Raw genomic sequence first — 25,573 nt, 5'->3', positions numbered from 1 at the left:
CTCAGGCCTGGTCCGGCAGCTTTTCGGCCTCGGACTCGATGTCGCTGGTCGGGAGCGGGATGTAGTTGTTCTGCTCGACGAAGACGATCTGTCCGAACTGTGTCAGGAACATGTTCAGGAAGGCCCCCTCGCGCAGATCCGTCCCGCTGGGGGTGTCTTCCGTGATCTTCGTGTACATGTGCAGGTCCCGGTTCAGCGGGTACGCGCTGTCGAAGATGGTGTTCTCGGCGTCCTTGTTCGGCTCGTACAGCGTCCCTTCGAACTCGATGCCGATCGGTTGGACCGACTCGCTGGTGAACGCCAGTGCCATGTACGCGATGGCGCCGTCGTTGTTGGCGACGGCCTCGGCGACCTGCTGGTTCTGGCCGAACCGGGAGTCGACGCCTTCCATCGATGCGTCGGCGCTACCGAGCATGTTGAGTCGGAACGACGTGTCGGTGCCCGACCCTTCCGCGCGGCCGATACAGAATATCTCCTGGTCCGGGCCGCCGACCTCGGACCAGTTGGTGATCTCGTCCTGGTAGATCTGGCGGATCTGCTCGCCGGTGAGTTGCGTGACGCCGGCGTCGTAGATGTCGCTGCTCACGACGACCGGCTGGCCGTCGCGGCCCACGACGTGGTCGACGAACTGCTCCTGGGCTTCGGAGTCGCTGATGCCGAGCTCGGCCGTGATCGGACCCGAGGAGTTGCCGATGTCGACCAATCCGTCCCGGACCGCCTTACAGCCCGTCCCGGAGTGGCTCAGACTGACTGTCGCGTTGAACGGCGGGTTCGAGCGCTCGCCCGTCTGTTCGAAGCCGTACAGTCCCGCGAAGTAGTCGGCGAGGTATTCGTCCGTCTCGATCTCGCTCCAGCCGGGAACGGAGCCCTCGTCGTTCGACCCCCAGTACTCGCCGTCACTCGGGGGCGCGTTGGCGTTCCAGTAGGAGGCACCCTTGTTCGAGATGGGGTACACTGTCGAGGACCCCTCGGCTGTGAGCAGGTCCGTGTTCATTCCCCCGTCGCCACCGTCGCTACCGCTTCCACCATCGCTCCCGCTTCCACCGTCACTGCCGCTCCCGCCGTCGCTCCCGCTTCCACCGTCACTGCCACCATCGCCACCGGAACACCCAGCCAGCCCTGCCGCCCCGATGGCGCCTGAAGTGAGGAGGAACTTTCGCCGTGATACGCCAGTGCCGGACGCTTTGTCGTCTGACATCAGGCTATCCAAGCCCGTATCGGGGTAAAAGGGATTATAATACCTCTATACGGTGGTTTGTCCCGATACAGAGCCGGGAGTACCAGTCAGTTCGTACCTATATTGACATATATGTCTATATATCGAATCCCCTAGTGACGAGACGACTATATCGATAACGAGAGAAACAGTCACGAAACGACGGCTCTGACGGAAAGTATACATCTCGTGGCGAGGAACTCGCGGGTATGAGCGAGAACGGGCTGATCGGCCGACCGGTCGAGGACGTGATCGAGGCGATCGTCGACCGGGAGGACGACTGCGACCCGAAGGCAGTACGGGAGGCGCTCGACCCGGTCACCGACGACGGCGTGGTCACACGCGAGGCAGTCGAGACGGCCGTCTCGGACACGTCCAAGGTGGTCGCGACGGCCGAGACGCGCGTCGAACTCGCCGGAATCGCCTACGAGGACGCGACGGCGGCGGCCGCCGCGGTCGACGACTTCGAGATCGTGGCGGCCCGCCTCGACGCGTACGCGGACCGGCTCGAAGCCGTCGAAGCGCGGGCCGCCGATCTCACCGATGACCTGCGGACACCCGTCGACCGACTGGACGATCCCAGCGCCGTCTACGAGTTGGCGACGGAACTCCGGGAGGTCGCGACGACCGCACAGGGTGTCGTCCGGACGGCCGACGACCTCTCTACGGATCTGGAGCAGTTCGAGTCGTGGCTCGCGGAGCCGGACCGGCGGTACGACGAGTTCGAAGCGGACGTCGATATCGTCGACGAATCGCTCGACGACTTGACGGCCGCGGCCACCGCGCTCTCGACCGACAGTGACGCGCCCGCTGCCGACTGGGCGGACGCGACGATGCGAGCGCGCGTCCTGGAACTGCTCGTCGCCGACCTCCGTGCCGAGTTGGCCGCCCTCCGGAGTTGGGCCGACCGCGAGGACGCGCAGTTCCGCGCCAGCCTGGACGACCGGGTGGCCGACGCAGAACGCCGGACCAGGGAACTGAACGACACGCTCGCCGACCACGCCGAACCAGCGTGGCGCGACCGGTTCGACGACGCCCTCGGGGCGTTCGACGCGGAGCTAGACGGGTTCGAGCCGCCGGTCGACTGGAACCGCGTCCAGGAGACCCTCGAAGAGCGAAGGGAACAGTCCCTTCCCGACCGTTAGGAGACCCAGGCCGGACGGTCGACGCTCGTGTTCCCGACCGCCCCGAGCCGATGCCGGATCGTCACTCGGACCGGCTCGCCGCGGACGGTCGTGTCGTACTGGACCCGGAGTGATCGGATCAGTCCCGCCTCTGTCACGGCTACCCGTGCGGTCACGTTCCGTGGCTCGCGTACCGAGAGCGGGACCAATGCTGCCGGCAGGGTCGGCAGCTCCCTCGACCGGAGGACGGCTCCGTCGGCGGTCGGTTCGACCTCGTACGTGCCGTCCGCGAGCACCTGCTCGCGGAGCATCGTCCACTGCCGGAAGTGTCCGGGAGCTGATGGGAACGGTCCCTGCTCGATGCGGGTACCGTCCCCGTCGAACGTACGGACGTACACCGTCGAGCCGTTGGTCCAGAGCTCGCTCTGCCCGATCGTGGGCGACAACGGGCCGGAACTGTTGATCTCGACGCGCTCGAACAGCGTTCCGTTGGCGGCGACCCGCCGGTCCCGGTCGATCCGGGTCGTCCAGTTCGTCCCGCGGATGGTCACCGTCCGGTTCAGGCGGTAGCCGGTCGCCGAGCGATGTTCCGTGTCGGCCGCGAGCAGCCGGTCGGCGTCGATGACTGTCGTCTCCCCGTCCGTCGCGGGCACCCCCGGTGCCACTGTCGAATCCTCCGGGACCGGTGCCGGTGTCCGGCTCTCAGTCGCCGTCGTACCGTCGAGACCGGCAAACCCGTCACACCCCGCCAGCAGCACCAGACCGAGTAGCGCCAGCGCGGGCCAGGAATCGGACATCGTCTAGGAGTGAGTCGACGGCTGGCTTAGTTCTTACTTCGGTCCGTCCGGCGACTGAGTTCCGACGATCGGCGGGTATCCGGTCCGTCTGCCGGAACCACGGTGAACAACAACCTCTTAGTCCGTGTGTGACACCCGTTTGGGCATGAGCGATCCCGACGCACAGGACCCCGAGGAGTCGGTTCGTGAGGCCGTCGAACGGTCGCGGAGTGGTGCACCCGCGGTCGGGAGTGTCGTTCGTGACCGCTTCTCCTCGGACGAGGTGTTCCAGCGGATCGTCGCAGCTGCCGACGAGGAGATCACGGCAGGCTCCCGGGAGCTGTTTTTCAGCGCCCTCGCCGGTGGGTTCGCGATCACCATCACGTTCATGCTGTACGTCTCGATGAAGACGTCGACCGGCTCGGACCCGATACTGAGCGCGCTGCTCTACCCGCTGGGGTTCATCTACATCATCATCGGCGGCTATCAACTCTACACCGAGAACACGCTGCCACCGGTCGCACTGACACTGGAACGGCTGGCGAGTATCCCGGCGCTCCTCCGTAACTGGATCGTCGTGCTCGCCGGGAACTTCACCGGTGGGGCGATGGGTGCCGCGGCGCTGGCCTTCGGCGGCGTGCTCTCCGCGGACGCGGGGATGGTCGCGGCCGGCATCGCACAGGAGGGGGTCGCCACGGCCTGGTGGAGCCTGTTCAGTAAGGCCGCCTTCGCCGGGCTGATCGTCGCCGGTGTCGTTTGGGTCGAGTACGCGGCCCGGGACACCATCTCCCGGCTCGTGGTCGTCTATCTCGCCTTCCTCGCGATCCCGCTCGGCGGATTGTACCACTCCGTCGTCTCCTTCACCGAGATGATCTACCTGGTGTTGCTCGGGGATCTCGCGGTCACCGTCGGCCTCGTCGAGTTCGTCCTGCCGGTGTTGCTGGGCAACACTGTCGGTGGCGTCGTCCTCGTCACGGTCGTCAACTACTTCCAGACGACGGAGGAACGGCTCGCCTCGGCACGGTTCGAAGGTGCCGAACGGCAACTCTCCGTCTCGGAGTGGCTCCTCGGCGGGCTCGCGGGGCGATCGTACGTCCCACTGCTCGACCCGGAAGACGCCCCCGCAGTCCACGATAGCGGGTCCTATCGCATCCTCGTCCCGATCCTGAACCCTCGCACGGAGACGGACCTCGTCAGGCTGGCGTGTACACTGGCGAGCCAGCGGGAAGACGCGGTGGTCACCCCGGTCCACATCGTCCAGACGCCGGCCGGCGGACGAGGATACGACACCAAGCAACGCCAGCAGATCGTCGACGAGTCGACGAAACTGCTCGACGAACTGGAAGCAGTCGCCGACGAGTACGAGGTCGCGTACGAGAGTTCGACTGTCGTCTCCCAGCGCTCGTTCGAGACGCTGTTCGAGGTCGCACGCCGGCACCAGGCGGACCAGGTCGTGATGCAGTGGGGAGACAACAGAGTGTGGGGTGCCGGGAAAGCCGGGGGATCGCTCAGTGATCTCACCCGCGAACTCCCCTGTGACTTCCTCGTCCTCAAGAACCGCGGGTTCGACCCGTCGCGGATCTTGCTCCCGACCGAGGGCGGGCTCAACTGCGAGTTGAGCGCGGAGGTCGCCACCACCCTCCAGTCAGCGGTCGGGGCCGAACTGTCGCTGTTACACGTCGTCGACGGCCAGCACGAACGCGAAGCGGGCGAGCAGTTCCTGGCGGACTGGGCCCGCGAACACGATCTCGAATCGGCCACCCAGACCGTCGACGACACCGGTGATGTCGAGACCGCGATCGCTCGCGAGGCACGGGCACACTCGCTCGTGGTCATCGGCGCCACCGAACGCGGACTCCTCTCGCGGCTCGTCCACGATTCGCTCAACCTCTCCGTGATCGACGAGATGGAGTGTTCGGTCCTCCTCACAGAGCGGGCGACACAGCGGTCGTTCACCGAGCGGCTGTTCGGTCGCCGGTGAGGGGCTGTTGCCCAGGGAACCGGCCCGCGCTTGTCCGAGTGCATGCAACGAGGTATACATAGACTGCGTCGATATCAATTGGCTGTCGTCAGACTACTGCTCAGGACGAGAACCTGAGTTCCACACGGCCGTCAACAAACGAGTTTTTCACGCGGGGGAGTCTATCCGCTCTCGGTGGCGATGACGAGCAGTTACCCCCGCTGAGACTCATTTTCTATTAATAGATCCTCCCGAGGTAGACACAAATCCAATCTCCGAAATCAGTACTTGCATACGTTTACCGACAGTAGTCAAGAGTGATGGCAGCGGGACCAGACTCGCTCAACTACCTCACTACAGAGGACATCCTCTCGATTCACGAGCTGGTTGTCGAGTCGAACGAAGATACGGAGGCTGGCGTCGCCTCGACAGGCGACATCGAATACACAGTCGAGCACATCCGTGAGGGACACTTTGGTCACGTGCCCGGGTCCCTCCACGAGAAAGCGTACCAGCTGCTCCGTCTCATCGTGGTCAATCATCCGTTTGTCGACGGGAACAAGCGAACGGCACTCATGTCGATACGCGTCTTCTACGCGTTGAACGGCCTAGAGTTCGCGTATGACAGTCAGATCAAGGAGATTCTGAAAGCGTTGGCGACGGATGAGACGGCCGTCGAGGAAGGAGTCATTCTTTCTTACCTCTGCGAACACACTGCACCGCTCGAACCGGAATACAAAGCGACTGTCGAGCTCTGGTTGTCACGAATCATGGACGCTGAACGAATCCCGGGCGACGTCGAACCTGACCCGTCCGAGAGCAACCGTCACGGCGAACCGAACGATTATCACTCGGACTCGCGTAGTGAGGAGTAAGAATGGCCGCTGAAAGCGACGCACCCGACCTGCCGGACGACCTGTCGCCCGAGGAGGCCAGACGCTACCTGATCCGGTTCCTCGGAAAACAGGATCTCGACGAGCACGCGGAGATATACGAAGAACTCGCATACGAGTGACCGGCCGCGCGAGTCGATAGGTGGACTTTTTTGACACGGTAGTCTACTTTCCGACGGTGGCGATGACGAGCAGTTACCCCCGCTGAGCCCCTTGTGACGATAGTTTTACCCGAGCCACCGTCTTTCCCGAGCGGGGAGTGAGGATCAGAACGGCGCAGCCGGCCCTTCGTCGGACTGTTCGGAGATGTCGCCGTCGAGTGGCCCGTCCCAGCCGCCCAGTCCCGGCGCGAAACTCTCGACTGTCCCGTCGAAGCCCTCGTAGGAGGCGATCAGCCGGGCCGCTTGGACGCTGGATTTCCCGTGAGGGCAGATCGTGACGATCCGGTCCACGCCCTCGAAGCGCTCGACGTCGTCGACCAGACGGTTCAGCGGGACGTTCTCGCTCCCGGGAATGTGGGCTTGGTCGAACGCCCGGGGCGGGCGGATATCGACGACGGTCGCGCCGTCGTCTTCGAGTAGCGACTCCAGTTCGTCGACGCCGATTTCGCCGTCCATACCGATCGCTAGCGGGCGAGCCCTAAACGTTCACTGGACTACAACAGCCCCTCGGCCTGTGCGAGGAGGATCCCCTCGATAGTCGCGTCGTTGGCGGGTTCCGCACGGGCGACGTCGAGCGCGTCGGCAATCGGGACGGTCGTCACCGAGAGGAACTCGTTGTCGTCGAGGTCGCGGTCGACCGGCTCCAGACCCTCGGCGAAGACGATCCCCCGTCGGTGCCGGAGGACGCCGGTCGAACACCAGAACTCCTCCAGCAGGGAGAGGCTCCCGGCCGCGAAACCGGTCTCCTCGCGCAGTTCTCGCTCGCCGGCGGTCGTGTAGGATTCGCCGTCCTCGACGATCCCGGCGGGGAGTTCGAGACACTGCTCGCGGATGGTCGGCCGGAACTGCTCGACCATGACGAGCTCCTCGCCCGTGGTCGCCACGACGACGACGGCGTCGGGGAGTTCGGCCCAGTAGTACTCCTTCTCCGACCCGTCCGGCTGGCGCACGCGGTCGTAGCCGCCGGTGTACCAGCCGGTCTCGTACTCGGCCGCGGACTCGACGACCGGCCAGTCCCACTCGCTCGTGTCGGTCATACCGACTGTGAGACCGCGACGCGGTAAAACGTGCCGTTGTGGCTGACGACGACGCCCTCACCGACCGTGGCGTTGTCGTACCGCTGTCTGAGGGCGTCGCGTTCGTCGAACGGCGAGTGGGTGAACGCGCCTTTCAACCCGACGGGGCCGCGCCAGTACGGCGCCGAACTGCCCGCGGTGTCGGCCGTCGCGTTGCCGAGTGCGGCCGTCGTGTAGGGATACCGGCGGTCGGTGAGGACGCTCCCGTTGACCGCCGTCCCGTTCTCGACGCTGTAGGTCCCGTCTGTCGGCGTCGCCGTGACGTAGTAAGGGTCGCCGCTCTTGAGATACGAGGGCAACGCCCCCAGTGCCAACAGGAGGACGACGATGACCAGAATCCCGACGAGCGTGTTGCGGGTGACCGGACGCATCAGACGACCTCGCGGTAGAGGCGTCCGAAGGCCTGTCTGCGCAGCGTCCCGACGGCGGCGTCCCGTTCGTCCTGGAACGTGGCGGCGACCCCCTCGTCGGCGAAGGCCGGCGCGTGCCAGACGACGTTGTCGACGTGTTCGGAGCCGACGACGGTGACCTCGTGGTCGGTGCCGGCCCGCCACTCCTCGAACTCCGTGCGACTTCCGACGGTGACCGCGAGCGACTCCGCGAAGATGACGTCACGAGCCGTCTCGACGACCTCGCTCGTGACTCGCCGATCGTACTCCTCGGGGTCGAGCCCCATCGCCTTCGCGACTTCCCTGACGACGACCTGTGCGGTCGGCCCGACGGCGTCGTAGCGTTCGCGGGCCGCCTCGACTGTCGACGGCGAAAACTGCCCCTCGGTCTCCATACCGGGAGTAGGCGACGACGGGACTACTCGGTTTCGTCTCCGGTCGCCTCGTCCGCGTCGGAACCGTCGCTCTCGTCCTCGTCGAGCATCTGCCGGGTGAGGTCCCGGGCCTCCGCGAGGACCTCGCGGTCGCCCTCGCTGAGCGAGCGCGACCCGCGCTGGCCGGCGCTGCCCTGGGGGCGGTCCTGCTCGTGGTGGTGGTCGTGACCCTGGTCGGTGGTGTCCTCGAACACCTGTGGGTACTCAGTCTCGTCGGCGTACTCGACGACGAGGTCCGCTAGCTCGGATTCGCCCATCGACCCCCAGTCGGGGACGTGGTCGTCGAGCCACTCCTCGTGGGCGGTATCGCCGGTGATCGCGGTAAACGCGATGTGGTTCGCGAGGTGGCGATCGTCGGCCTGTGGGTCCGTACAGACTGGACAGGTATACCCCATCAGCCGAGGCAACGCCACCGAGACGTATCAACTGCCGGGTTCGTCACAGCGTTCGGACCAGCACGTACGCGTCGGCCCCGTTGCTGTAGTAGTTCGGGATCGTCTTCCGGTGTTCGAAGTCGAATCCCCGATAGAGCCGTCTCGCCTCCTCGTTGTCGGCCCTGACTTCTAGTTTGACCGAGCCAGCGCCCGTGCCCGCCAGAACCCCGAGCGCCCGGGAGAGTAACGCGGTGGCGATCCCCTCCCGACGGTTGTCGGGCCGGACCGCCAGATCCTTCACGTGGCCGAGCGGCGTCCCGTGGTTCGGGACGGTGTCGGCGACGACGTAGCCCGCGACGGTCGGTGCCGTCGTGGGATCGCCGGTTTCGGCGACTAAGAACCCGTCTTCACCCAGATAGCTCTCCAGCGCGGAGAACGGCCAGGGTTGGGGAAACACCGTCTGCTCGATGCGGTGGATCTCCAGGAGGTCCGCACGCTCGGCCGGGCGAACAGTGGGTGGGTCCGATTCCGCCGACCCGTCGGGGGACACCGTCGTCACGGCCCGTCGTACGGCTGGCGAGTACATAGGCGTTGTCGCCGAGTCGTGTGTCGCTCTCACAACGAGCGGCGGCGGCCACAAGGTTCATATCCGTCAGTAGTCTAGGTCCGGATGCACCCGTTTTGGGTGCCACCACCCCCCACCACCCACCCCCTCTTTCCACTTTCCACTTACCCTCTCAGCGGCTGCTCGATCCGGTGTTGCCTGTTGAGCGACCGCGCTGCCGTTCACGGACTGACGATACAGCGATCGCTGGGCACCGTCGCGTCAGAAAAAATCGTCGAAAGCGAAGGGGAGTCTCAGTCGTCGGCAGGTGCGGCGCCGCCGCTCTCGTGTTGCTGTTTCGTGTGCGAGAGCTTCCCGCCTGCGGCGAGGATCTCGCGTTCGCGCTCGGAGGCGTCGAGGTGGCCGGTCGCTTCCCAGTCGTCGTTGACCCGGATGGTGAACTCCTCGTCGCCGGAGCGGACGGCCTCGGCGGTGTCGTCGACGATCTCGATGTCGTCGCCCTGCTCGATCTTCTCGTAGGTCTCCTCGTCGATCTCCAGCGGGACGATCCCGAAGTTGAAGAGGTTCGCCTTGTGGATGCGGGCGAAGCTCTGTGCGAGGACGGTCTCGATACCGAGATACATCGGACACAGCGCCGCGTGTTCGCGCGAGGAGCCCTGCCCGTAGTTCTCGCCGGCGACGAGGACGCCGCCGTCGGCGTCCAGCGCACGCTGTGCGAAGGTCTCGTCGACACGCGAGAGCGTGAACTCCGAGAGCTTCGGCACGTTCGACCGGTACATCAGGATGTCCTGCGTGGCCGGGATGATGTGGTCGGTGGTGATGTTGTCCTCCATCTTGAGGAGGGCTTCACCGCCGACATCGGCCTCCAGGGGGTCTTTCAGCGGCACGTCGCCGATGTTGGGTCCCTTGATGAGTTCGTCGTCGACGGCCTCGTCGGGCGCGATGAGGTCCGACTCGGAGTTGCCGATGTACTCGTCGGGCATCTCCAGACCGGGTGCCTCCAGGTCGCCCAGTTCGTCGGCCAGGTCACGCGGGTCGACGATCTCGCCTTTGATGGCCGCCGCGGTGGCGACTTCCGGCGAGCAGAGATAGACGTTGTCGTCCTCGATGCCCGAGCGGCCCTCGAAGTTGCGGTTGAAGGTTCGCAGCGAGACAGAGTCGCTGGCGGGCACGTGGCCGATACCGATACAGGCACCACACGTCGCCTCGGAGAAGTTGACGCCGGCGGCCATCATCTCCGCGGTCCAGCCCTCGCGGGCCAGCATCTCGGACGCCTGCTTCGAACCGGGGGCGACGATCATCTCGGTCTTCTTGTCGATGTTGCGCCCTTCCAGCATCTTCGCGCCGGGGAGGATGTCCTCGTAAGCGCCGTTCGTACAGGAGCCGATCATGACCTGCTCGACGTCGACGCCCTCGACTTCACGGACGGGAACGACGTTGTCGGGCATCGACGGCTCGGCGATGAGCGGTTCCAGCTCCGAGAGGTCGACCACGATCTCGTCGGCGTACTCGGCGTCGTCGTCGGGCTGGAGTTCCTCGTAGACGTCCTCGCGACCGAGGCGTTCGAGGTAATCCTCGGTGTTCTCGTCGGTCGGGAAGATCGAGGAGGTCGCACCGAGTTCGGTCCCCATGTTGGTGATCGTCGTCCGCTCGGGCACGGAGAGGGTCTCGACACCGGGGCCGGTGTACTCCAGGACCTTGCCGACGCCGCCTTTCACGGAGAGACGACGGAGCAACTCGAGGATGACGTCCTTGGCGGTGGCCCAGTCGGGCAGTTCGCCTTCGAGCCGAACGTTGACGACCTCGGGCATCTCGATGTAGTAGGCACCGCCACCCATGGCGACGGCGACGTCGAGGCCACCGGAGCCGATGGCGAGTTCACCCAGGCCACCGGGGGTCGGCGTGTGGGAGTCCGAGCCCAGCATCGTCTTGCCGGGTTCGGCGAAGTTCTCCTTGTGGACGTTGTGACAGATGCCGTTGCCCGGACGCGAGAAGTGCGCGCCGAAGGTCCCGGCGGCCGACCGGAGGAACCGGTGGTCGTCCGTGTTCTTGAAGTCGAACTGGTAGGTCTGGTGGTCACAGTACTGAGCGGCCAGTTCCGTCTGGACCTCTTCGAGGCCCAGGGCTTCGAACTGAAGCCAGACCAGCGTCCCTGTCGTATCCTGTGTGAGCACCTGATCGATCTCGATGCCGATCTCCTCGCCGGGTGTCAGCTCCCCTTCGACGAGATGTTCGTCGAGAATCTTTTCCGTTAGCGTCTGTCCCATAACGTCCCAGTATCGATGGCGCGCGCGTATAAATCCCGCGTATCCTGCCCTATTTTTCATCTATCGGAACTCCGGCGTTGGGCGATGCGACCCGGAACGGCAGGTCTTTCGCCCTGGCGATAGCAGCGCCCATCATGTTCAAGAGCGGCCGTTTCGTCGCCGAGGAACTGGACGACCTCCGTCCCGAACAGATCCAGCCCAACGGCGTCGACCTCACGCTCGGGACCGTCTACGAGCAGGTCGAACCAGGCTTCATCGGACAGGACGGCAAGACTGTCGGGGAGCGCCGGGAACTCGACGCCGACGACGACGTCTATCGGCTCGAACCTGGCGGCTACGTCGTCCAGTACGCCGACCGGGTAGTCATCCCGGAGGACCACGTCGGCTTTCTCTATCCCCGGTCGTCGCTGCTGCGGAACTCCTGCATGCTGGATACGGCTGTCTGGGACGCCGGTTACGAGGGCAAAGGCGAGGGACTGCTGGAGGTCCACCACCCGATCGAACTGGAACAGGGCGCTCGCATCGCCCAACTCGTCCTCGCGGAGGCGGCACACGAGGGGACCTACGAGGGGAGCTACCAGCGCGAGAACCTCTGACGCTTTCAGGGTTCGTCTTCCAGAGCCCGCTCGCGCAGTTCCTCGCAGGCCTCGCTCTCGGCGGTCAGGTCGGGCACTTCCGTCGGTTTCCCGTCCTCGATAGCGACGAAGGTGGCGTAGGCGCTGGTGGTCGGTTCGGTCTCCCCGGTGTGGGGGTTCTCCCGTGACACTTCGATGTGGACCCGGACGCTGGTCCGGCCGGTCGCGTACGCGTAGGACTCGATACGGGCGTTGTCACCGATGGGGATCGGTCGCTCGAAGTCCACACGGGACATCTGTGCGGTGACACAGGACTGGCGGGCGGCCCGCATCGCCGACATCGCGCCGAACTCGTCCATCCACTTCATCACGATCCCCCCGTGGGCGCTGTCGTAGTTGTTCGCGTCGCCTGGCTGGACCCGCTCGCGGTTGACGATGTGTGTCTCCTCGATGGTCGGCATACCCCCGTTTGACGGGGCGGCCTGAAAACGGGTCGGAAACTCAAAGCTTAAACGGCCCCACCGGCAACGGACGCGCATGGCTAGTTTCGAAGAAGCGTCAGAGCGACTCCTCAACAAGCAGATCTGCATGCGCTGTAACGCCCGGAACCCCCAGCGAGCACAGCAGTGCCGGAAGTGTGGCTACGGCAAACTCCGCCCGAAGGCGAAGGAACCGCGGTCCGCATAACCGAGTCGTTTTCTCCGTCGCTCTCCCGGAGAGCGGCTGCGCTCACTCGTCGGGGTATTTCGGCTCGCGCCGTTCGGCCCGTTCCAGCGCCCGCTCGACGATCTCCCGGACGTCGCCGTGGAAGACGCTCCCGTGGCCCGAGTACATGTGCTCGACGCTATCCGGCAGCCGGTCGAGCAACTCGCGGATGCTCTCGATGAGCCGCTCGCGGGACTGGCCGGGGTAGTCGGTCCGGCCGAACGACCCGCCCTCGAAGGCGCCGTCGTCGTGGACGACCACGTCCCCCGAGAACAGCGAGGCCTCGGAGGCCAGCGAGACGTGATCCTCGGCGTGGCCCGGGGTGTAGACGACCTCGCAGTCCTCGTCGCCGACCGGGACCGTGTCGCCGTCGTCGATGGCGTGGTCCCGGCGGGCGTGGTCGGCGTAGGCGTACACCTCGGTGTCGAAGGCGTCCAGTACGGCGTCGAGTTGCTCGACGTGGTCGCCGTGTTGGTGGGTCAGGACGACGGCGTCGAGCGTCTCGGTGTGTTCCCGGATCGCGTCGACGACGCCCTCGTAGGCCCCGGCGTCGACGAGCGTCGTCCGGTCGCCGGTGGCGAGGTAGGCGTTACACGTGAACGTCTCGGCGTCGGCGGTGACGGTGTGGACCTCCATGCGGGAGTGGTGGGCCGGGAGGCGTTTGAGTGTCGTGGTCGTGCGCCATCTTTACGCGCCCGCCCGGTCCAGACCAACCATGGTATCCGTCACTGTCTGGAACGAGTACGTCCACGAACGGGACGACGAGGAGGTCGCCGAGATCTATCCCGAGGGCATCCACACGACGATCGCCGACGCGCTGGCCGAGCGAGGTCACGAGACGCGGACCGCGACGCTCCAGGAACCCGAACACGGGCTCACCGAGGCCGTCCTCGACGAGACCGAGGTACTGACCTGGTGGGGCCACGCCGCCCACGACGAGGTCGACGACGAGATCGTCGAGCGGGTCGCCGAACGCGTCCAGAACGGGATGGGGCTGCTCGTGCTCCACTCGGCGCACGCCTCGAAGCCGTTCAAACGGCTGCTGGGGACACCCTGTGACCTGACCTGGCGGGAGGCCGGCGAGCGAGAACGGTGCTGGGTCGTCGACCCGGGTCACCCGATCACCGACGGACTGGGCGACTCGCTGGTCTTCGAGGAGGCGGAGATGTACGGCGAACCCTTCGGCGTCCCCGAGCCCGATCGGTTGGTCTTCACCTCCTGGTTCGAGGGCGGTGAGGTGTTCCGCAGCGGCTGTTGCTACCGGCGGGGGCGGGGCCGACTGTTCTACTTCCGGCCGGGTCACGAGACCTACCCGATCTACCACCGCGACGACGTCCAGCGCGTGCTCGGTAACGCCGTCGAGTGGGCCGCACCGACCGAGGGCGCCGACGCCCACGCGGGCAACCGGAACGTCGACCCACGGGAATCACTCTGAGCCCGTAAACCGATAGACTGCGACGACGTGTCCTTCGACGATGGTCGAAAACGTGGGGTAGACACGCCCACTCGTGGGCTGGCGTGGTCGCTGACTGAGACCGCCGGGTGATTTATTGGGGGGAACAACGTAGGTATACACGTACCATGGGGTTCGGGAGCTACGACGAATCAGAACAAGACAACCAGGAGTACGACACAGACTTCGACGACGACGATGGACTCGACACGGAGGACAACACCCACAAGGGTGATGTCGAGTACGAGTTCACGGCGTCGAACGACGAATTACTCGACCGGCTGAAGGATATCAAGGAGACCGAGACCAACACGTGAAACCGGGGGTTCGCGCCCTCGGCGTCGCTGAGTCGTACCGGGAGTCGACAAGCCACTTCGCTGGTGCCGTCGTCCGCGCCAGCCGGGTGGTGGACGGGTTCGTTTTCGATACGTGTACCGTCGGTGGGAGCGACGCGACCGCCACCGTCTGTGAGATGGTCGAGCGACTGGGGCGTGCGGACGTTCGATATCTCCTGATCGCTGGCATCGCGCCGGCGTGGTTCAACGTCCTCGACCTTCGGCAGCTCCACGACCGAACAGGGTTGCCGACCGTCTCGGTGACTTTCGAGGACTCTCCCGGACTGGGGAGCGCGATCCGCGAGGCGTTCGACGATCCCGAGACGGTCCAGCATCGCCTGTCGACCTACCGTGCCCAACCCGACCGCCGGCCGGTCACCGTCGACGACGGGACGGTGTACGTCCGGAGTGTCGGCCTCGCCGACCAGGAGGCCGCCGACGTGGTGCGGGCGTTCACCCCCGAGGGCGGGCGGCCGGAACCGCTCCGGGTCGCACGGCTCGCCGCCCGTGGGCTGGTCGATGCCGAGTGAGCGACGCCGAGACCGCCGCCCTTGATACCGCCGGGTCCGAACGACCGGTATGGAAGGGATGGACGGACTCGACGTCGTCGCCTGCGAACGCTGTCCGGAGCTTTGCGAGTCGCGGTCCCGCATCGTCAACGGTGCCGGCCCGGCGGACGCGGATCTCCTGTTCGTCGGTGAGGCTCCGGGTGCCAACGAGGACGAGCAGGGCGAACCGTTCGTCGGCCGCAGCGGCGACGTGTTAGACGAGACGCTGCGTGAGGTCGGACTCGACCGGGGGGACGTACGCATCACCAACTGCGTCCGCTGTCGTCCCCCGGACAACCGTGACCCCCACGTCGAGGAGCGGGCACACTGTCGGCCGTACCTCGAACACGAGATCGACGCTGTCGATCCCGCGGTGGTCGTCACGCTCGGGAAGGTGCCGGCGGAACACCTCTTGGAGCGCGACGTCGCGGTCACCGGCGAGGCCGGCGAGGTGTACGACGTCCCGATCGAGGGAACGCCCCGGCGAGTCCTGGTGAGCGTCCACCCGGCGGCGACGCTGTACGATCCGAGCCAGAAAGAGACGTTCGGGTCGGCACTGGAGACGGCCGCGGAGTTCTCCGACGGCGAAAGCGGCCAGAAGCGATTGGGTGACTTCTAGTCCTAGTTCTTCTCGGTTCGACCGACCCACTTCTCGGCGTTCAGCAGGTCACGCAGTCCCTCGATGAATCCCTTGCTCTCGTGTTCACCCGGCCGCAGGCGGGCGCGAATCCGCGAGGAGAGCAGTTCGATCGAGAGGACGACGACGAAGACCATGACGATGCCCGCGGCGGTGTTCTGGAACTGAAGCAGGTCCTGCTGGTTCCGGATGTACAGCCCCAGTCCGCCGGCACCGACGACACCCAGCGAGATCGCGATGCGGGTGTTGATCTCTAAGATGTACAGCGTCCAGGCGATAAAGGAGCGGGACACCTGGCTCAACATCCCGAACCCGACCGTCTGGGTCCGGGACGCACCCGTCGACTGGATGGCCTCGATGGGGCCTTCCTCGACCTCTTCGAGTTCGTCGGTGAACAGCCGGCCGAGGTTGCCGACGGTGTCGGTGGCGATCGCCAGCACCGCGGTCGCCTGACTCGGCGGGCCAAACGGGATAAAGAGGAAGATCCAGACGATCGCGGGGATGGCGCGGATCGCACTCATCGTCCCGCGGAAGATGAAGTTGAACGGGAACGGCGTCACCTGCTCGCTGCCCAGCACACCGAAGACGAGTGCGGGCAGGAAGCCAAGAACCGTTCCGAGGAAGCCAAGCAGGAGTGTCACGACGCTGGCTTTCACCAGGGTCAGCCGGGGCGAGGCGAGGCTCTCGACGATACTCCCCGGGTTCCCGAGGCTCGCGCCGACCGCTTCCAGTCCGGTGATGCCGTTGTTCTTCGTAAACAGCGTCAGCGCCTCGAAGTTCGGCGGGAAGAAGGCGAAGATGAACTCGATGAAGCTGGGGACGCCGCTGGAGATCTCTCCGAGGTCGAACTGGACGAACCCCAGCCCGAAGTACGTCACCGCGAGGATACCGACCACGAGCAGGAGCGTCGAGACCTGCTTGATCCGCCGGGACCGCTGGAGGGAGTTGAGCTGTGCCGAGATCGGACCGGTGCTCACGCCGACCCACCTCCCTCGACGGCCGACCGCGGGGCGCTGGTCCCGGTCGGATCGTCGGACTCGTCGGCGAGTTCGCCCGAGGCGTCCTCGCCGTAGTAGATCTCGTCGACGACGTCCATCGTCAGATCCTCGCGGGTCCCCTGGAAGACGACTTCGCCGTCCCGGACCCCGAGGAACGTATCGCCGAACTCGCGGGCGATGTTGACCTGGTGGAGGCTCGTGACGGCCGTCAGATCACGTTCGCTCGCGGCCTGTTTCATGTAGCTCATCACGTCCCGGGCGGCCTTCGGGTCGAGGCTGGCGACCGGTTCGTCGGCGAGCAGGAGGTTGGGCTGTTGGACCAATGCGCGGGCGATGCCGACGCGCTGTTTTTGCCCCCCGCTCATCGAACCGGCCCGCTGGCCGGACTCGTGGAGCAGGCCGACGGTATCGAGTGCCTCCAGTGCCGTCTCTTTGTCCGCCTCGCTGTGCCAGGTGAGGAAACTCCGGAGGAGCCCGTTCCGCGAGAGTGCGCCGGTGAGCGCGTTCTGGAAGGCGCTCATGCTCTCGATGAGGTAGTGTTCCTGGAACACCATCCCGACGTCCTCGCGGGCGCTCGTGGCCGACTGACCCTGGATGGCGACCTCCCCCTCTGTGGGCTGTGTGAGTCCGTTCAGGACGCGCAGGAACGTCGACTTCCCCGCGCCGGACGGTCCGAGCAGGATGACGAACTCACCCTCCTCGATCTCGATATCGATGTCCCTGAGGGCGACCGTGTCCTCGCCGTAGATCTTCGTTACGTCGTCGAAGGTAACTGCGGGCATGGTTGTGGTGTGAGATGCGAGAGTGATAAACCGTGATGGTTAGCCGCTGAAGAAGTCCGCACCGACGCCGAGGGTCTCTGCCTTGTCGATCACGATCTGGTAGTCGTCGATGCTCGCTTCCCGGACCTTGCTGAACCAGAGGTCGTCGTCGGTGCCGTCCTCGCCGTCGGCGCCGTCGAACGCCGAGGCGGGTGCCTCCAGGAACGCCTCCTGGATCGCGTTCTTGGCGTCGTCGTCGAGCGCGCTGCTGACGACGATCGGCGCCCGGGGGAGACCGGTGTCCTCGTGGAGCGTCGTCGCGTTGCTCTGCCACTCCTCGGGGGCCGGCCCCGTCTTGGTGTCGCGGACGAACCCGCCCATGGCCGCGGCGTCGACCTCACCCTGGACCAGGAGCGTGTACGACTGGACGTGTCCGCCGGCGAAGATCGGTTCGAAGCCGGCCTGGGAGCCGTTGCCTTCGGGGAGGTTCCCGACGTCGATGCCAGCCTCTTTCATCGCGGCCGTCGGGAAGAGGAAGCCGCTGGTCGAGAGCGGGTCGCTGAACGCGACACTCTTGCCCGAGAGGTCCGACAGACTGCTGATCGAACTGTCGTTCGGCGTCGCGATGATACTCTTGTAGGTCCAGCCACCGTAGCCAAAGCGCTGGACGATCACCTCGGAGTTGTCGGTCTGGTGGCCGACCGCGGCCGCGAACGGCCCCGTCTCGGCGAGGTTCGCCGTCCCCTGCCCCAGCGCCTGGATGACGGCGCTGTAGTTGCTCCCGACGTTCATCTGGGCGTCCAGCGCCGGGGGAACGTCGAAGTTGCCGGTGATGTACTCCTCGAGGTAGTCACGGAGCGGCGCGTACTGGACGTAGAGGTCCTCCTGTGGGACGCTCGGCGAGAGGTTGAAGTTGAGTTCCTCGTTCCCGCCGAACGTGACTTCGGGACCCGACGGCGTGTCCGTCGCCGTTTCGGTGTCCGTGCTCTCACCCTCGGAGGAGGACCCGTCCGACGATCCTCCGTCACTGCCGGACCCGCCGTCGCCAGAGTTGTTGCCGGAACAACCGGCGATGACGCCGGCCGCCCCGAGTGCCCCGATGCCTTTCAGGAAGTTTCTCCGCTTTCGCATATCCGGCGCTACAATTCTGAACCAATAAAGCGTTCATATGTCTGTTATATAGCCGACGCCATCCGAGACAGAATATATATAGCTAACAGTTCCAGAATATACTATATGTATTCTAACTCCCGATTTAACTGGCTGGACGTTCACAACTTTACACAACTGGTGGATAGTTTTCACACAGCGCTGGGCCGTTCCCTATCGAGACGACATCGGGAACGACCCGTGTGGTGATCCGCGCGGACCGGGACAGGCGACTGTCGTCGACCGGTAACGCTGCGGCAACAGGAACGCACTTACCGGGGGTCCGCCTACCAGGACGTATGAGTGCCAGACAGACCGCCGCGGAGGTGGTGGTCGTCGACTACGGACTGGGGAACCTCCGGAGTGTCACCCGCGGGCTCGAACGCGCGGGCGCCCAGGTGACACTCACCGAAGACCCCGCGTCGTTCGACGCCGCGGACGGCATCGTCCTCCCGGGTGTGGGCGCGTTCTCCGAGGGGATGGACAACGCCGGCCCGTTCCGGGACGCACTGGTCGAACAGGCCGAGGCGGGCAAACCACTCTTCGGAATCTGTCTCGGGATGCAGATGCTGCTGACGACGAGCGAGGAAGCCGACCACGCCGGCGAGGGCGACGCCGAGGGCCTGGACCTGATCCCCGGCGAGAACGTCCGGTTCAGCCGCGACCAGACGGTCCCCCACATGGGTTGGAACCAACTGGACGTACAGCGGGACCACCCGCTCGTCGAGGGAGTCGACAGCGTGGGATCGGAGATCCCACGGGCAGACGGAACCGCCGGCGGCGGTTCCGTCGACGGCGAGTACGCCTACTTCGTCCACTCCTACTACGCGGTCCCCGACGACGAGGACGCGGTGGTCGCTACGACAGATTACGGGACGGATTTCGCCTCGATCGTCGCCAACGAGGCCGGCAACGTCTTCGGGACCCAGTTCCACCCCGAGAAGTCCGGCGAGACGGGCCTGCAGATCCTGCGGAACTTCGTCGACTACTGCGTCGAGCGGTAGGCGAGTCTGCGGTCGCTGTCGCTTTTTGTGGTCGCGGTCACGGGTGCTGTCGCTGGTCTGCTGTCGTGGTGGCCGGGAGCGAGTGCCGCGACGGCAGTCGCGGTCGACCGTGCCGGGAGACCGGTGGTCTCCCGAACCTCGCGGTGTGATCGCGAGAACCTGGGGACGGGCAGGGCTGTGCCGGGAGCCTCCGGCGGCGCAGCCGCCGGTTCACCGAACGCGAGGCGACGCCGAGCGTTCGGCAGTTTTTCCCCACGTTTTTGCAAGCGGGGGTCGCCGATGGCGACCCCCCGCAGTAAAAAGTGGGTCTACAGGAAATCGCGAACGTCGGAGTACCACATGTCGTGGTCGTCGACGGCGTCGATGGCCTCGGCGATGCGAACCGCCAGGGCGTGCCAACAGAGCTCCTCGGGATCGTCGGGATCGAGGTTGTATTCGGCGTCAGCACACGTACAGCCGTCGTCCTCGACGATGTACTCGTCCTTGTGGCCGACGACCACGACGAAGTCCCGGTACTGTTTCACTCGCCCCTCGCCGACGGCTTCGATGGCCTGTGTGCCGCGGTCGCCGTGGGCGGCGACGATACGTGACACTCCCTCCGGGGTCAACTCCCCGTCGGCTTCCAGCCGTGTCACCCAGTCGTCGACCGCAGTCACACCCCGGCTACGGAGAGGCGCGACTAAACAGCGTCGTCTGCCTGTCGGTGCCACCGCCGCTGGAGTCACTGTCGGCGGTCCCCGGAAAGGTCAACAGGGAGTAGGTCCTGGAACGGAGCATGGTCACCGACATCCCCTGGCCAGCCGTCGGTGCGCTCGCCTCGGGGGTCGGCTCGCTCTATCTGCTCGCGCGCTTGCGGCCACACTGGGAGCAACCGGGTGCGCGGTGGTTCGTCGCGACCATCGCGACCATCACCGTCTGGTCGGTGGGATACGCCGTCGGGATCGTCGCGGTGTCGCCGCCGTTTCGCGTGGCGGTCGAGGTGCTCTCGTGGATGGCCGCGGGCTGGATCGGCTTCTTCTTCCTGTCGTTCGCGCTGGGATACACCGGACGGACCGGGATCGTAGAGAGCTGGTGGTACCGGGCGAGCGCTGTCGTTCCTTTAACGATTTCGCTGTTGGCGATCGCGAGCACACAGACGCCGCTGCTGTGGGGCGGCTACGAGCCGGTCCGTGTGTGGGGCGTCCTCGGTGCGGCGTATACGTTCTTGCCGCTGGGATACGTCTCGATCCTCGGCGTGATGCTGTTCGTCAGCATCGGGACGGTCCTGCTGTTCGATACGGTGATCAGCTACGGCCCGCTGTACCGACGGGAAGCGATCGCCGTCGGACTGAGCCCGCTGCCTCCGGGGGTCGGTGCGTTGCTGTGGGCGCTGGGGCTGGGGCCGCCCGTGAACCTGACGCCAGTCCTGTTCTTGCCCCACATCGTCCTGGACGCCTACGCGTTCGTCGGCGGGGGGATGTTCGAGTTCCACCCGGCGACGCGCCGGATCGGCGAACGGGCGGCGATCGACGACATCGGAACGCCGGTCGCCATCGTCGACGTCGAAGGCCGTATCGTCACGCTCAATCCGGCGGCGGAGGCGACTTTCGGCGTCGATACGGAGTCGGCGCTGACGCGGCCACTGTCCGCGATTCTGGGTGACGAGCGGATCACTGTCAACGGCGAGGGCGAACGGATCGGCGTCGAGACCGACAGGCAACGCCAGGAGTTCAAGACACAGCAGACGGAACTCCGCGACGAGGCCGGAACTCACCTTGGCTACACCGTCCTGTTCCAGGACATCACCGACGAGATCCGCCGCGAGCGACGGCTGGAGGTCCTCAACCGGTTTCTCCGGCACAACGTCCGCAACGAGAGCGTGGTCATCAGGGGCCGTGCGGAGTTGCTGGCGGAGACGCTGGACGGCCAGGAGGCGGCCCACGCCCAGACGATCGAGGCGGCGGTCGGCCGGCTCGTCGACTCCGGGGAGAAGGCCCGAACGCTGTCGGAGGTCTCGACCAGCGGGGACGCGTTCGAGACGGTCGACGTGGTGTCGTTTCTGGCCGGTGTCGTCGACGCTCTGGGGCCGGAAGCCGGCGAGCGCGTGACGGTGTCGGTCCCCGACGGACTCGAACTGTCGACACAGCCGGTGTTGCTGGAGGTACTCGTCGAGAACCTCGTCGAGAACGCCGTCGAGCACACCGACGGCTCCGACGTGACGGTATCGGCGACGGTCGACGAGGGTGCCGTGGTGCTGACCGTCGTCGACGGCGGCCCGGGTATCCCGGACCACGAACTGGCGGTCCTCGACAGCGGCCAGGAGACGGATCTGAACCACGGGAGCGGGATCGGCCTGTGGCTGATCAGGTGGGTCGCGACCACGCTGGGGGCCGAACTGGCCTTCGAGGTCGAGTCCGGAACGAGCGTCACCGTCCGGCTCCCGGACGAGCGAGCAGAGTGACCCGTGTGTCGAATCCCTTAACGCGTTCGACGGATATCGTCGGGTATGCGCGTCAGCGAGGGGCAGGTGACCGTGACGGTTCCCGAACAGGCCGACGCCGGGAAAGGCGAGAACGTCTTCTTCAACCCGGTCCAGGAACTGAACCGGGATCTGACGGTTGCGACGCTTCGGGCCTACCGGGACCGCGAGGACCGGGCGTCGTCGTATCTCGACGCCACTGCCGCCAGCGGTGTCCGTGGGGTCCGGGCGGCCGCCGACGGCTGGGAGACGACGCTGTGTGACATCGACGAGGAGGCGGTCGCCCTCTGTGAGCGGAACCTCGAACGCAACGGCGTGGCGGGGGCGGTCCGACACGAGGACGCCAGCGTGCTCATGCACACCGACACGTTCGACGTGGTCGACGTCGACCCGTTCGGGACGCCGATGCCCTTCGCCGACGCGGCGGTCAAGGGCACCCGGAACCTCCTGTGTGTGACCGCGACCGACACCGCGCCGCTGTGTGGCGCGCACTTCGAGAGCGGCGTCCGTACGTACAGCACGGTCCCGCGAAACACCGAGTACCACGCCGAGATGGGGCTGCGGGTCCTGCTGTCGGCGATGGTCCGGACCGCCGCCCGGTACGACATCGCGGCCCGGCCGATCCTGAGCCACGCGACGCGTCACTACGCCCGGACCTACCTGGAGTTCGATCGGGGCGCGAGAGTCGCCAACGACTGCATCGACGAACTGGGCCACGTCTACCACTGCCAGGAGTGTCTCTGGCGGAACCACGAGCGCGGGCTGATCGCCGACGCACCCGAGGAATGCCCGGAGTGTGGGCAACACCTCCAGACGGCGGGTCCGATCTGGCTGGGTCGGACCTGCGACCCAGCGTTCGCCCGGTCGGTCGCCGAGTACGTCACCGACGACATGGGGACAGCCGAGACGGCCAGAGACCTCCTGGCGACGCTGGCGACGGAACTGGACACGCCGACCCACTACGACCAACACCGGCTGTGTAAGCGCTGGGGCCGGGGCGCCGACGCGATGGACGAGTTTCTCGGAACGCTCCGGGACGCAGGATTCGAGGCCACCCGAACGCACTTCGGCGGGACGACGTTCAAGAGCGACGCCGACGTTGCCCAGATGCGCGCGGCCGTCGAGGCCTGATCAGCGACCGTCGACGTTGCCCAGGCGTGCGAGTTTTTGCGAGAGGTCGTAGCCCAGCAGATACAGCGGCCGCAGGAAGTAGTTCGCCATTCCGGCCAGTCCGAGTAGTCCGCCGAACGATTGGACCTCGCCGGGAGTCGCGGTCGGCCGAATGACCAGCGGGACGGCGGCGAGTACCATCGCGAGCCAGAGCCAGCGCAGGATCAGATCGATGTCGACGCCCAGGACGCGACCGGCCGCCGTCTCGGGGCGTGTGAGGAACAGTCCGACGGCCAGGACGACGAACCCGGCCGCCAGCGGGAGCGACGCGCCGACGCCGACCACGCTCAGTCCGAGCAGCACGAACCCGGCGACGAGCAACAACAGCGTCATCTGGAGGGTGCCGTCCCGGATGGCGACTGGGGAGACCATATCCGTCCGGAGGGTAGGGCGGCGTATAAAAACTGCTACCCGTCGGGGCGGTTCTTAACGCCTTTCACCGTCGGCCACGAACTGGCGACGGTGTCAGGCTCCCGCTATAATCCCGTCCGTGTACTCTTGTTGGCTATCGGGAGCCTGCTCGCACGGGCCGGCCTCGTCGAACGTGATCGTATCGCACGGACGACCGAGCTATCCTGGCCCAGGATCGTCACCGGCCTCGCGCGCATGTCCAAATCGACTGCCGACGTGGCGATGGTCGGGCTGGCGATCGGGCCGACCGCCATCGCGGGCGTCGGCTACGCGACGCCGTTCTGGGGGCTGGCGTTCGCGCTCGGCGGGGGTGTGGCCGGCGCGACCATCGGTCTGGTCTCTCAGCGCTACGGGGCCGACGCCCGCGAGGAACTCGGGCTGTCGGTGACCACGAGCGCCGCGGTCGTCGTCGCGATCACGGTCCCGGTCGCGGCGCTGTACTGGGTCGTCCCCGGCCCGCTGATCGACCTCGTCGGGTCGGGATCGCGTGCGGTCGCGTTCGGCGAGTCGTACCTCAAGGTCGCCGCGCTGGGGGTCCCGTTCGCCGGCTTGAACCTCGTCGGGAGCAGGACGCTGGTGGGTGCCGACGACGCCTGGTCGGCGATGGTCGTCCGGGCGGGCGGGGCCGTCGTCAACGTCGTCATCAACGCCGTCCTCATCTTCGGGCTAGAGATGGGCGTCGTCGGTGCCGCCATCGGCACCGTCGTCGCGAACGTTCTCGTCACTGCCGCGCTGGTGGTCGGATTGACACGCGGGGGTCTGCCAGGGGTCCCGTTTCCGGTACGGATTCCGGTCGCCCGGCCGTTCCTGGATCGCTCGCTGGCCCGTGACCTCGTCGAGATGGGTGCCCCGCTCGTGGGGACGAACCTCGCGCGGACGGGCGCGCAGTTCCCGCGGCTGTTCATCGTCGGGTTGTTCGGCCCCGACGTCGTCTCGGCGTACGTCGTCGCCCTGCGGGTCCGTGCCCTGCTCGATACGCCCAACTGGGGGCTGAGTCTCGCCTCCAGCAGTCTCGTCGGGCAGGCCCTCGGTGAGAACGACGAACCGGAAGCGACCGCCTGGGCCCGGACGGTCCTCCGGCTCGGGATCGGTGTCTATCTCCTTGTCGCCGTCGCGCTTGCACCGTTCTCCCGACAGATCGGCCGCCTGTTCGTCGAGGACACGACGCTGTTGCCGCTGGTGACCGTCTTCGTCGCTGTCGCGTGCGCGAGTGTTGTCTTCCGGGGTATCGACGGCGGTGCAACTGGACCGCTCCGGGCCAGTGGCGACACCCGCTGGCCGCTGTACTCACAGCTCCTGGGGATGTACGTCTTCGCGCTCCCGGTCGCTTACGTCGGTGTGGTCGTCCCCACGATCGGTGTCACCGCCCTGTACGCCTCGCTGCTCGTCGAGACAGCGGTGCCGGCGGCGATCACCTACTACCGGTTCCGGTCGGGGACTTGGCGGGTGGTCAGCCGCTCGTATCGCCCGGACGCGGCACTCGACGACTAGAAAAAGCGCGTTACTCCAGTTTCCGCTCTGCGGCCGCGATGGAGTTGGCGGTCTTGCCGTCGTAGCCGGCCTGTCGCGAGCGCCGCTGGAAGGCGTTCTCGGTGACCATACTCGTCTCCTCGCCGACGACTCGGACGACGTCGCCGACGCCCATCTCTTTCAGTTTGACCTGTGCCTCCTTGATCGGTTTCGCGGCCTCGGGCGACGGCGGCGTGAACGTCGAGACGTCGTTGATGATCGCGAACCCGTCGCGGAGCCCCTCGGCGGCGGCGACGGTCTCCTCGGCGGCGACTTCCATCTCCTCGGCAGTGAGGGTCCCACTAAACTCCAGGTACAGCGTGTTCGCGGCGGTGTCGGCTCGGATCTCGTAGCTCGCGTCCGACTTCTCGCCGGATCTGGTCGTGGCGGACATTGTAATTACTCATAGAGTACGATGTGAGGTGGAACCATTCCCTTACTGGTTAGGCCAGCTAGCGAACCTCGGAACTCGACGCCCGCGAGAGCAGGTAGACGGCGATGCCACCCAGTAGGAGATCGAGCGCCGACAGCGCGAGGACGGTACTGGAAGAAGGAAGCGGGAACTGCGACAGGGTCGCGCCGATGACCGCGCCACGCCGTCGGGCCAGTATATTTGTGCGCACAG

General features: G+C 66.1%; 32 protein-coding genes. 14 read left to right on the top strand and 18 right to left on the bottom strand.

The features are described 5' to 3' along the window. Window position 1: 1 nt before the first annotated feature. The gene (locus P0204_RS08370) at window positions 2-1,198 is read right to left on the bottom strand and encodes a substrate-binding domain-containing protein (protein ID WP_276178128.1); all 1,197 of its coding nucleotides are present in this window, start codon (window positions 1,196-1,198) and stop codon (window positions 2-4) included. Between the two features lie 227 nt (window positions 1,199-1,425). Here P0204_RS08370 and P0204_RS08365 point away from each other — a divergent pair, with 227 nt between their 5' ends. Beyond that, complete coding sequence (locus P0204_RS08365) at window positions 1,426-2,361, top strand: hypothetical protein (RefSeq protein ID WP_276178126.1); 936 nt, start codon at window positions 1,426-1,428, stop codon at window positions 2,359-2,361. Here the strand turns inward: P0204_RS08365 and P0204_RS08360 are convergent. Continuing rightward, window positions 2,358-3,137 carry a DUF7537 family lipoprotein gene (locus P0204_RS08360; protein WP_276178124.1) on the bottom strand — a complete coding sequence of 260 codons (780 nt, stop codon included), beginning with the start codon at window positions 3,135-3,137 and terminating at the stop codon, window positions 2,358-2,360. The genes P0204_RS08365 and P0204_RS08360 overlap by 4 nt on opposite strands. 145 nt (window positions 3,138-3,282) lie before the next feature. Here P0204_RS08360 and P0204_RS08355 point away from each other — a divergent pair, with 145 nt between their 5' ends. From P0204_RS08355 to P0204_RS08345, 3 genes are all read left to right on the top strand, one after another. Beyond that, window positions 3,283-5,097 carry a formate/nitrite transporter family protein gene (locus tag P0204_RS08355; protein WP_276178122.1) on the top strand — a complete coding sequence of 605 codons (1,815 nt, stop codon included), beginning with the start codon at window positions 3,283-3,285 and terminating at the stop codon, window positions 5,095-5,097. A gap of 299 nt (window positions 5,098-5,396) precedes the next feature. Then, entirely contained in the window at window positions 5,397-5,951 is a 555-nt protein-coding gene (locus P0204_RS08350) for a type II toxin-antitoxin system death-on-curing family toxin (protein ID WP_276178120.1), read from the top strand. Window positions 5,952-5,953: 2 nt separating this feature from the next. Then, the gene (locus P0204_RS08345) at window positions 5,954-6,091 is read left to right on the top strand and encodes a hypothetical protein (RefSeq protein WP_276178117.1); all 138 of its coding nucleotides are present in this window, start codon (window positions 5,954-5,956) and stop codon (window positions 6,089-6,091) included. A gap of 144 nt (window positions 6,092-6,235) precedes the next feature. Here P0204_RS08345 and P0204_RS08340 read toward each other — a convergent pair whose 3' ends face one another. From P0204_RS08340 to P0204_RS08310, 7 genes are all read right to left on the bottom strand, one after another. After that, window positions 6,236-6,586 (bottom strand): rhodanese-like domain-containing protein, encoded by a 351-nt coding sequence (locus tag P0204_RS08340; RefSeq protein ID WP_276178115.1) that lies wholly within the window; start codon window positions 6,584-6,586, stop codon window positions 6,236-6,238. 38 nt (window positions 6,587-6,624) lie between these two features. Then, window positions 6,625-7,167, bottom strand: coding sequence for an NUDIX hydrolase (locus P0204_RS08335; protein WP_276178112.1), 543 nt, complete (start codon window positions 7,165-7,167; stop codon window positions 6,625-6,627). Further along, window positions 7,164-7,577 (bottom strand): hypothetical protein, encoded by a 414-nt coding sequence (locus P0204_RS08330; protein ID WP_276178109.1) that lies wholly within the window; start codon window positions 7,575-7,577, stop codon window positions 7,164-7,166. Before P0204_RS08330 ends, P0204_RS08335 begins: the two co-directional genes overlap by 4 nt. Next, entirely contained in the window at window positions 7,577-7,990 is a 414-nt protein-coding gene (locus tag P0204_RS08325; protein ID WP_276178106.1) for a DUF5809 family protein, read from the bottom strand. The genes P0204_RS08330 and P0204_RS08325 overlap by 1 nt, the downstream gene beginning before the upstream one ends. Window positions 7,991-8,013: 23 nt before the next feature. Continuing rightward, window positions 8,014-8,424: a DUF5810 domain-containing protein gene (locus P0204_RS08320; protein ID WP_276178104.1), complete on the bottom strand. Its 411-nt coding sequence runs from the start codon at window positions 8,422-8,424 to the stop codon at window positions 8,014-8,016. 43 nt (window positions 8,425-8,467) lie between these two features. Then, window positions 8,468-8,962, bottom strand: coding sequence for a GNAT family N-acetyltransferase (locus P0204_RS08315; RefSeq protein ID WP_276178101.1), 495 nt, complete (start codon window positions 8,960-8,962; stop codon window positions 8,468-8,470). Between the two features lie 299 nt (window positions 8,963-9,261). After that, window positions 9,262-11,235 (bottom strand): aconitate hydratase, encoded by a 1,974-nt coding sequence (locus tag P0204_RS08310; protein WP_276178098.1) that lies wholly within the window; start codon window positions 11,233-11,235, stop codon window positions 9,262-9,264. Between the two features lie 134 nt (window positions 11,236-11,369). Here P0204_RS08310 and P0204_RS08305 point away from each other — a divergent pair, with 134 nt between their 5' ends. Further along, window positions 11,370-11,831 carry a deoxyuridine 5'-triphosphate nucleotidohydrolase gene (locus tag P0204_RS08305; RefSeq protein ID WP_276178095.1) on the top strand — a complete coding sequence of 154 codons (462 nt, stop codon included), beginning with the start codon at window positions 11,370-11,372 and terminating at the stop codon, window positions 11,829-11,831. A gap of 5 nt (window positions 11,832-11,836) precedes the next feature. Here P0204_RS08305 and P0204_RS08300 read toward each other — a convergent pair whose 3' ends face one another. Then, window positions 11,837-12,271 carry an acyl-CoA thioesterase gene (locus P0204_RS08300; RefSeq protein WP_276178092.1) on the bottom strand — a complete coding sequence of 145 codons (435 nt, stop codon included), beginning with the start codon at window positions 12,269-12,271 and terminating at the stop codon, window positions 11,837-11,839. 76 nt (window positions 12,272-12,347) lie between these two features. Here P0204_RS08300 and P0204_RS08295 point away from each other — a divergent pair, with 76 nt between their 5' ends. After that, the gene (locus P0204_RS08295) at window positions 12,348-12,497 is read left to right on the top strand and encodes a 50S ribosomal protein L40e (protein WP_276178089.1); all 150 of its coding nucleotides are present in this window, start codon (window positions 12,348-12,350) and stop codon (window positions 12,495-12,497) included. 42 nt (window positions 12,498-12,539) lie between these two features. On the opposite strand, the gene P0204_RS08290 is transcribed toward P0204_RS08295, so the two are convergent. Beyond that, a complete protein-coding gene (locus P0204_RS08290; RefSeq protein WP_276178087.1) occupies window positions 12,540-13,151 on the bottom strand; it encodes an MBL fold metallo-hydrolase in 612 nt (203 codons plus the stop codon). A 79-nt stretch (window positions 13,152-13,230) separates the two neighbouring features. On the opposite strand from P0204_RS08290, the gene P0204_RS08285 reads away from it, so the two are divergent. From P0204_RS08285 to P0204_RS08270, 4 genes are all read left to right on the top strand, one after another. After that, window positions 13,231-13,950, top strand: a complete 720-nt coding sequence (locus P0204_RS08285) for a ThuA domain-containing protein (RefSeq protein ID WP_276178085.1) — start codon at window positions 13,231-13,233, stop codon at window positions 13,948-13,950. 146 nt (window positions 13,951-14,096) lie between these two features. Then, entirely contained in the window at window positions 14,097-14,285 is a 189-nt protein-coding gene (locus tag P0204_RS08280) for a DUF5786 family protein (RefSeq protein WP_276178083.1), read from the top strand. Beyond that, a complete protein-coding gene (locus P0204_RS08275) occupies window positions 14,282-14,833 on the top strand; it encodes an endonuclease dU (RefSeq protein WP_276178081.1) in 552 nt (183 codons plus the stop codon). Before P0204_RS08280 ends, P0204_RS08275 begins: the two co-directional genes overlap by 4 nt. Window positions 14,834-14,882: 49 nt before the next feature. Beyond that, on the top strand, window positions 14,883-15,470 hold the full coding sequence (locus P0204_RS08270; protein ID WP_276178079.1) for a uracil-DNA glycosylase: 588 nt from the start codon (window positions 14,883-14,885) through the stop codon (window positions 15,468-15,470). Window positions 15,471-15,472: 2 nt separating this feature from the next. Here P0204_RS08270 and P0204_RS08265 read toward each other — a convergent pair whose 3' ends face one another. The 3 genes from P0204_RS08265 to P0204_RS08255 are packed head-to-tail and all read right to left on the bottom strand — an operon-like array spanning window position 15,473 to window position 18,378. Further along, entirely contained in the window at window positions 15,473-16,465 is a 993-nt protein-coding gene (locus P0204_RS08265) for a PhnE/PtxC family ABC transporter permease (protein WP_276178077.1), read from the bottom strand. Next, window positions 16,462-17,268, bottom strand: coding sequence for a phosphonate ABC transporter ATP-binding protein (locus P0204_RS08260; protein WP_276178075.1), 807 nt, complete (start codon window positions 17,266-17,268; stop codon window positions 16,462-16,464). Before P0204_RS08260 ends, P0204_RS08265 begins: the two co-directional genes overlap by 4 nt. 39 nt (window positions 17,269-17,307) lie before the next feature. Further along, window positions 17,308-18,378 carry a substrate-binding domain-containing protein gene (locus tag P0204_RS08255; protein ID WP_276178073.1) on the bottom strand — a complete coding sequence of 357 codons (1,071 nt, stop codon included), beginning with the start codon at window positions 18,376-18,378 and terminating at the stop codon, window positions 17,308-17,310. 317 nt (window positions 18,379-18,695) lie between these two features. Here P0204_RS08255 and hisH point away from each other — a divergent pair, with 317 nt between their 5' ends. After that, on the top strand, window positions 18,696-19,400 hold the full coding sequence (hisH, locus tag P0204_RS08250; RefSeq protein WP_276178071.1) for an imidazole glycerol phosphate synthase subunit HisH: 705 nt from the start codon (window positions 18,696-18,698) through the stop codon (window positions 19,398-19,400). 308 nt (window positions 19,401-19,708) lie between these two features. On the opposite strand, the gene P0204_RS08245 is transcribed toward hisH, so the two are convergent. Continuing rightward, on the bottom strand, window positions 19,709-20,056 hold the full coding sequence (locus P0204_RS08245) for a hypothetical protein (RefSeq protein WP_276178067.1): 348 nt from the start codon (window positions 20,054-20,056) through the stop codon (window positions 19,709-19,711). Between the two features lie 119 nt (window positions 20,057-20,175). On the opposite strand from P0204_RS08245, the gene P0204_RS08240 reads away from it, so the two are divergent. Then, entirely contained in the window at window positions 20,176-21,840 is a 1,665-nt protein-coding gene (locus tag P0204_RS08240) for a histidine kinase N-terminal 7TM domain-containing protein (RefSeq protein ID WP_276178064.1), read from the top strand. A gap of 45 nt (window positions 21,841-21,885) precedes the next feature. Beyond that, window positions 21,886-22,989, top strand: coding sequence for a tRNA (guanine(26)-N(2))-dimethyltransferase (locus tag P0204_RS08235; protein ID WP_276178061.1), 1,104 nt, complete (start codon window positions 21,886-21,888; stop codon window positions 22,987-22,989). Here P0204_RS08235 and P0204_RS08230 read toward each other — a convergent pair whose 3' ends face one another. Continuing rightward, window positions 22,990-23,400, bottom strand: coding sequence for a hypothetical protein (locus P0204_RS08230; RefSeq protein ID WP_276178058.1), 411 nt, complete (start codon window positions 23,398-23,400; stop codon window positions 22,990-22,992). It lies immediately after the preceding gene. Between the two features lie 90 nt (window positions 23,401-23,490). Between P0204_RS08230 and P0204_RS08225 the strand changes: the two genes are divergently transcribed. Then, on the top strand, window positions 23,491-24,930 hold the full coding sequence (locus tag P0204_RS08225) for an MATE family efflux transporter (protein ID WP_276178055.1): 1,440 nt from the start codon (window positions 23,491-23,493) through the stop codon (window positions 24,928-24,930). A gap of 10 nt (window positions 24,931-24,940) precedes the next feature. Here the strand turns inward: P0204_RS08225 and P0204_RS08220 are convergent, their stop codons facing one another. Both P0204_RS08220 and P0204_RS08215 read right to left on the bottom strand, forming a co-directional pair. Then, window positions 24,941-25,342, bottom strand: a complete 402-nt coding sequence (locus P0204_RS08220; RefSeq protein ID WP_276178053.1) for a hypothetical protein — start codon at window positions 25,340-25,342, stop codon at window positions 24,941-24,943. A gap of 58 nt (window positions 25,343-25,400) precedes the next feature. Then, window positions 25,401-25,571 (bottom strand): hypothetical protein, encoded by a 171-nt coding sequence (locus P0204_RS08215; RefSeq protein WP_276178050.1) that lies wholly within the window; start codon window positions 25,569-25,571, stop codon window positions 25,401-25,403. Window positions 25,572-25,573: the final 2 nt, after the last annotated feature.

This window comes from Haloarcula halophila (genome assembly GCF_029278565.1).
In the GTDB taxonomy this organism is placed as follows: Archaea; Halobacteriota; Halobacteria; order Halobacteriales; family Haloarculaceae; genus Haloarcula; species Haloarcula halophila.
This window is presented reverse-complemented; position numbering and strand designations above follow the sequence as displayed.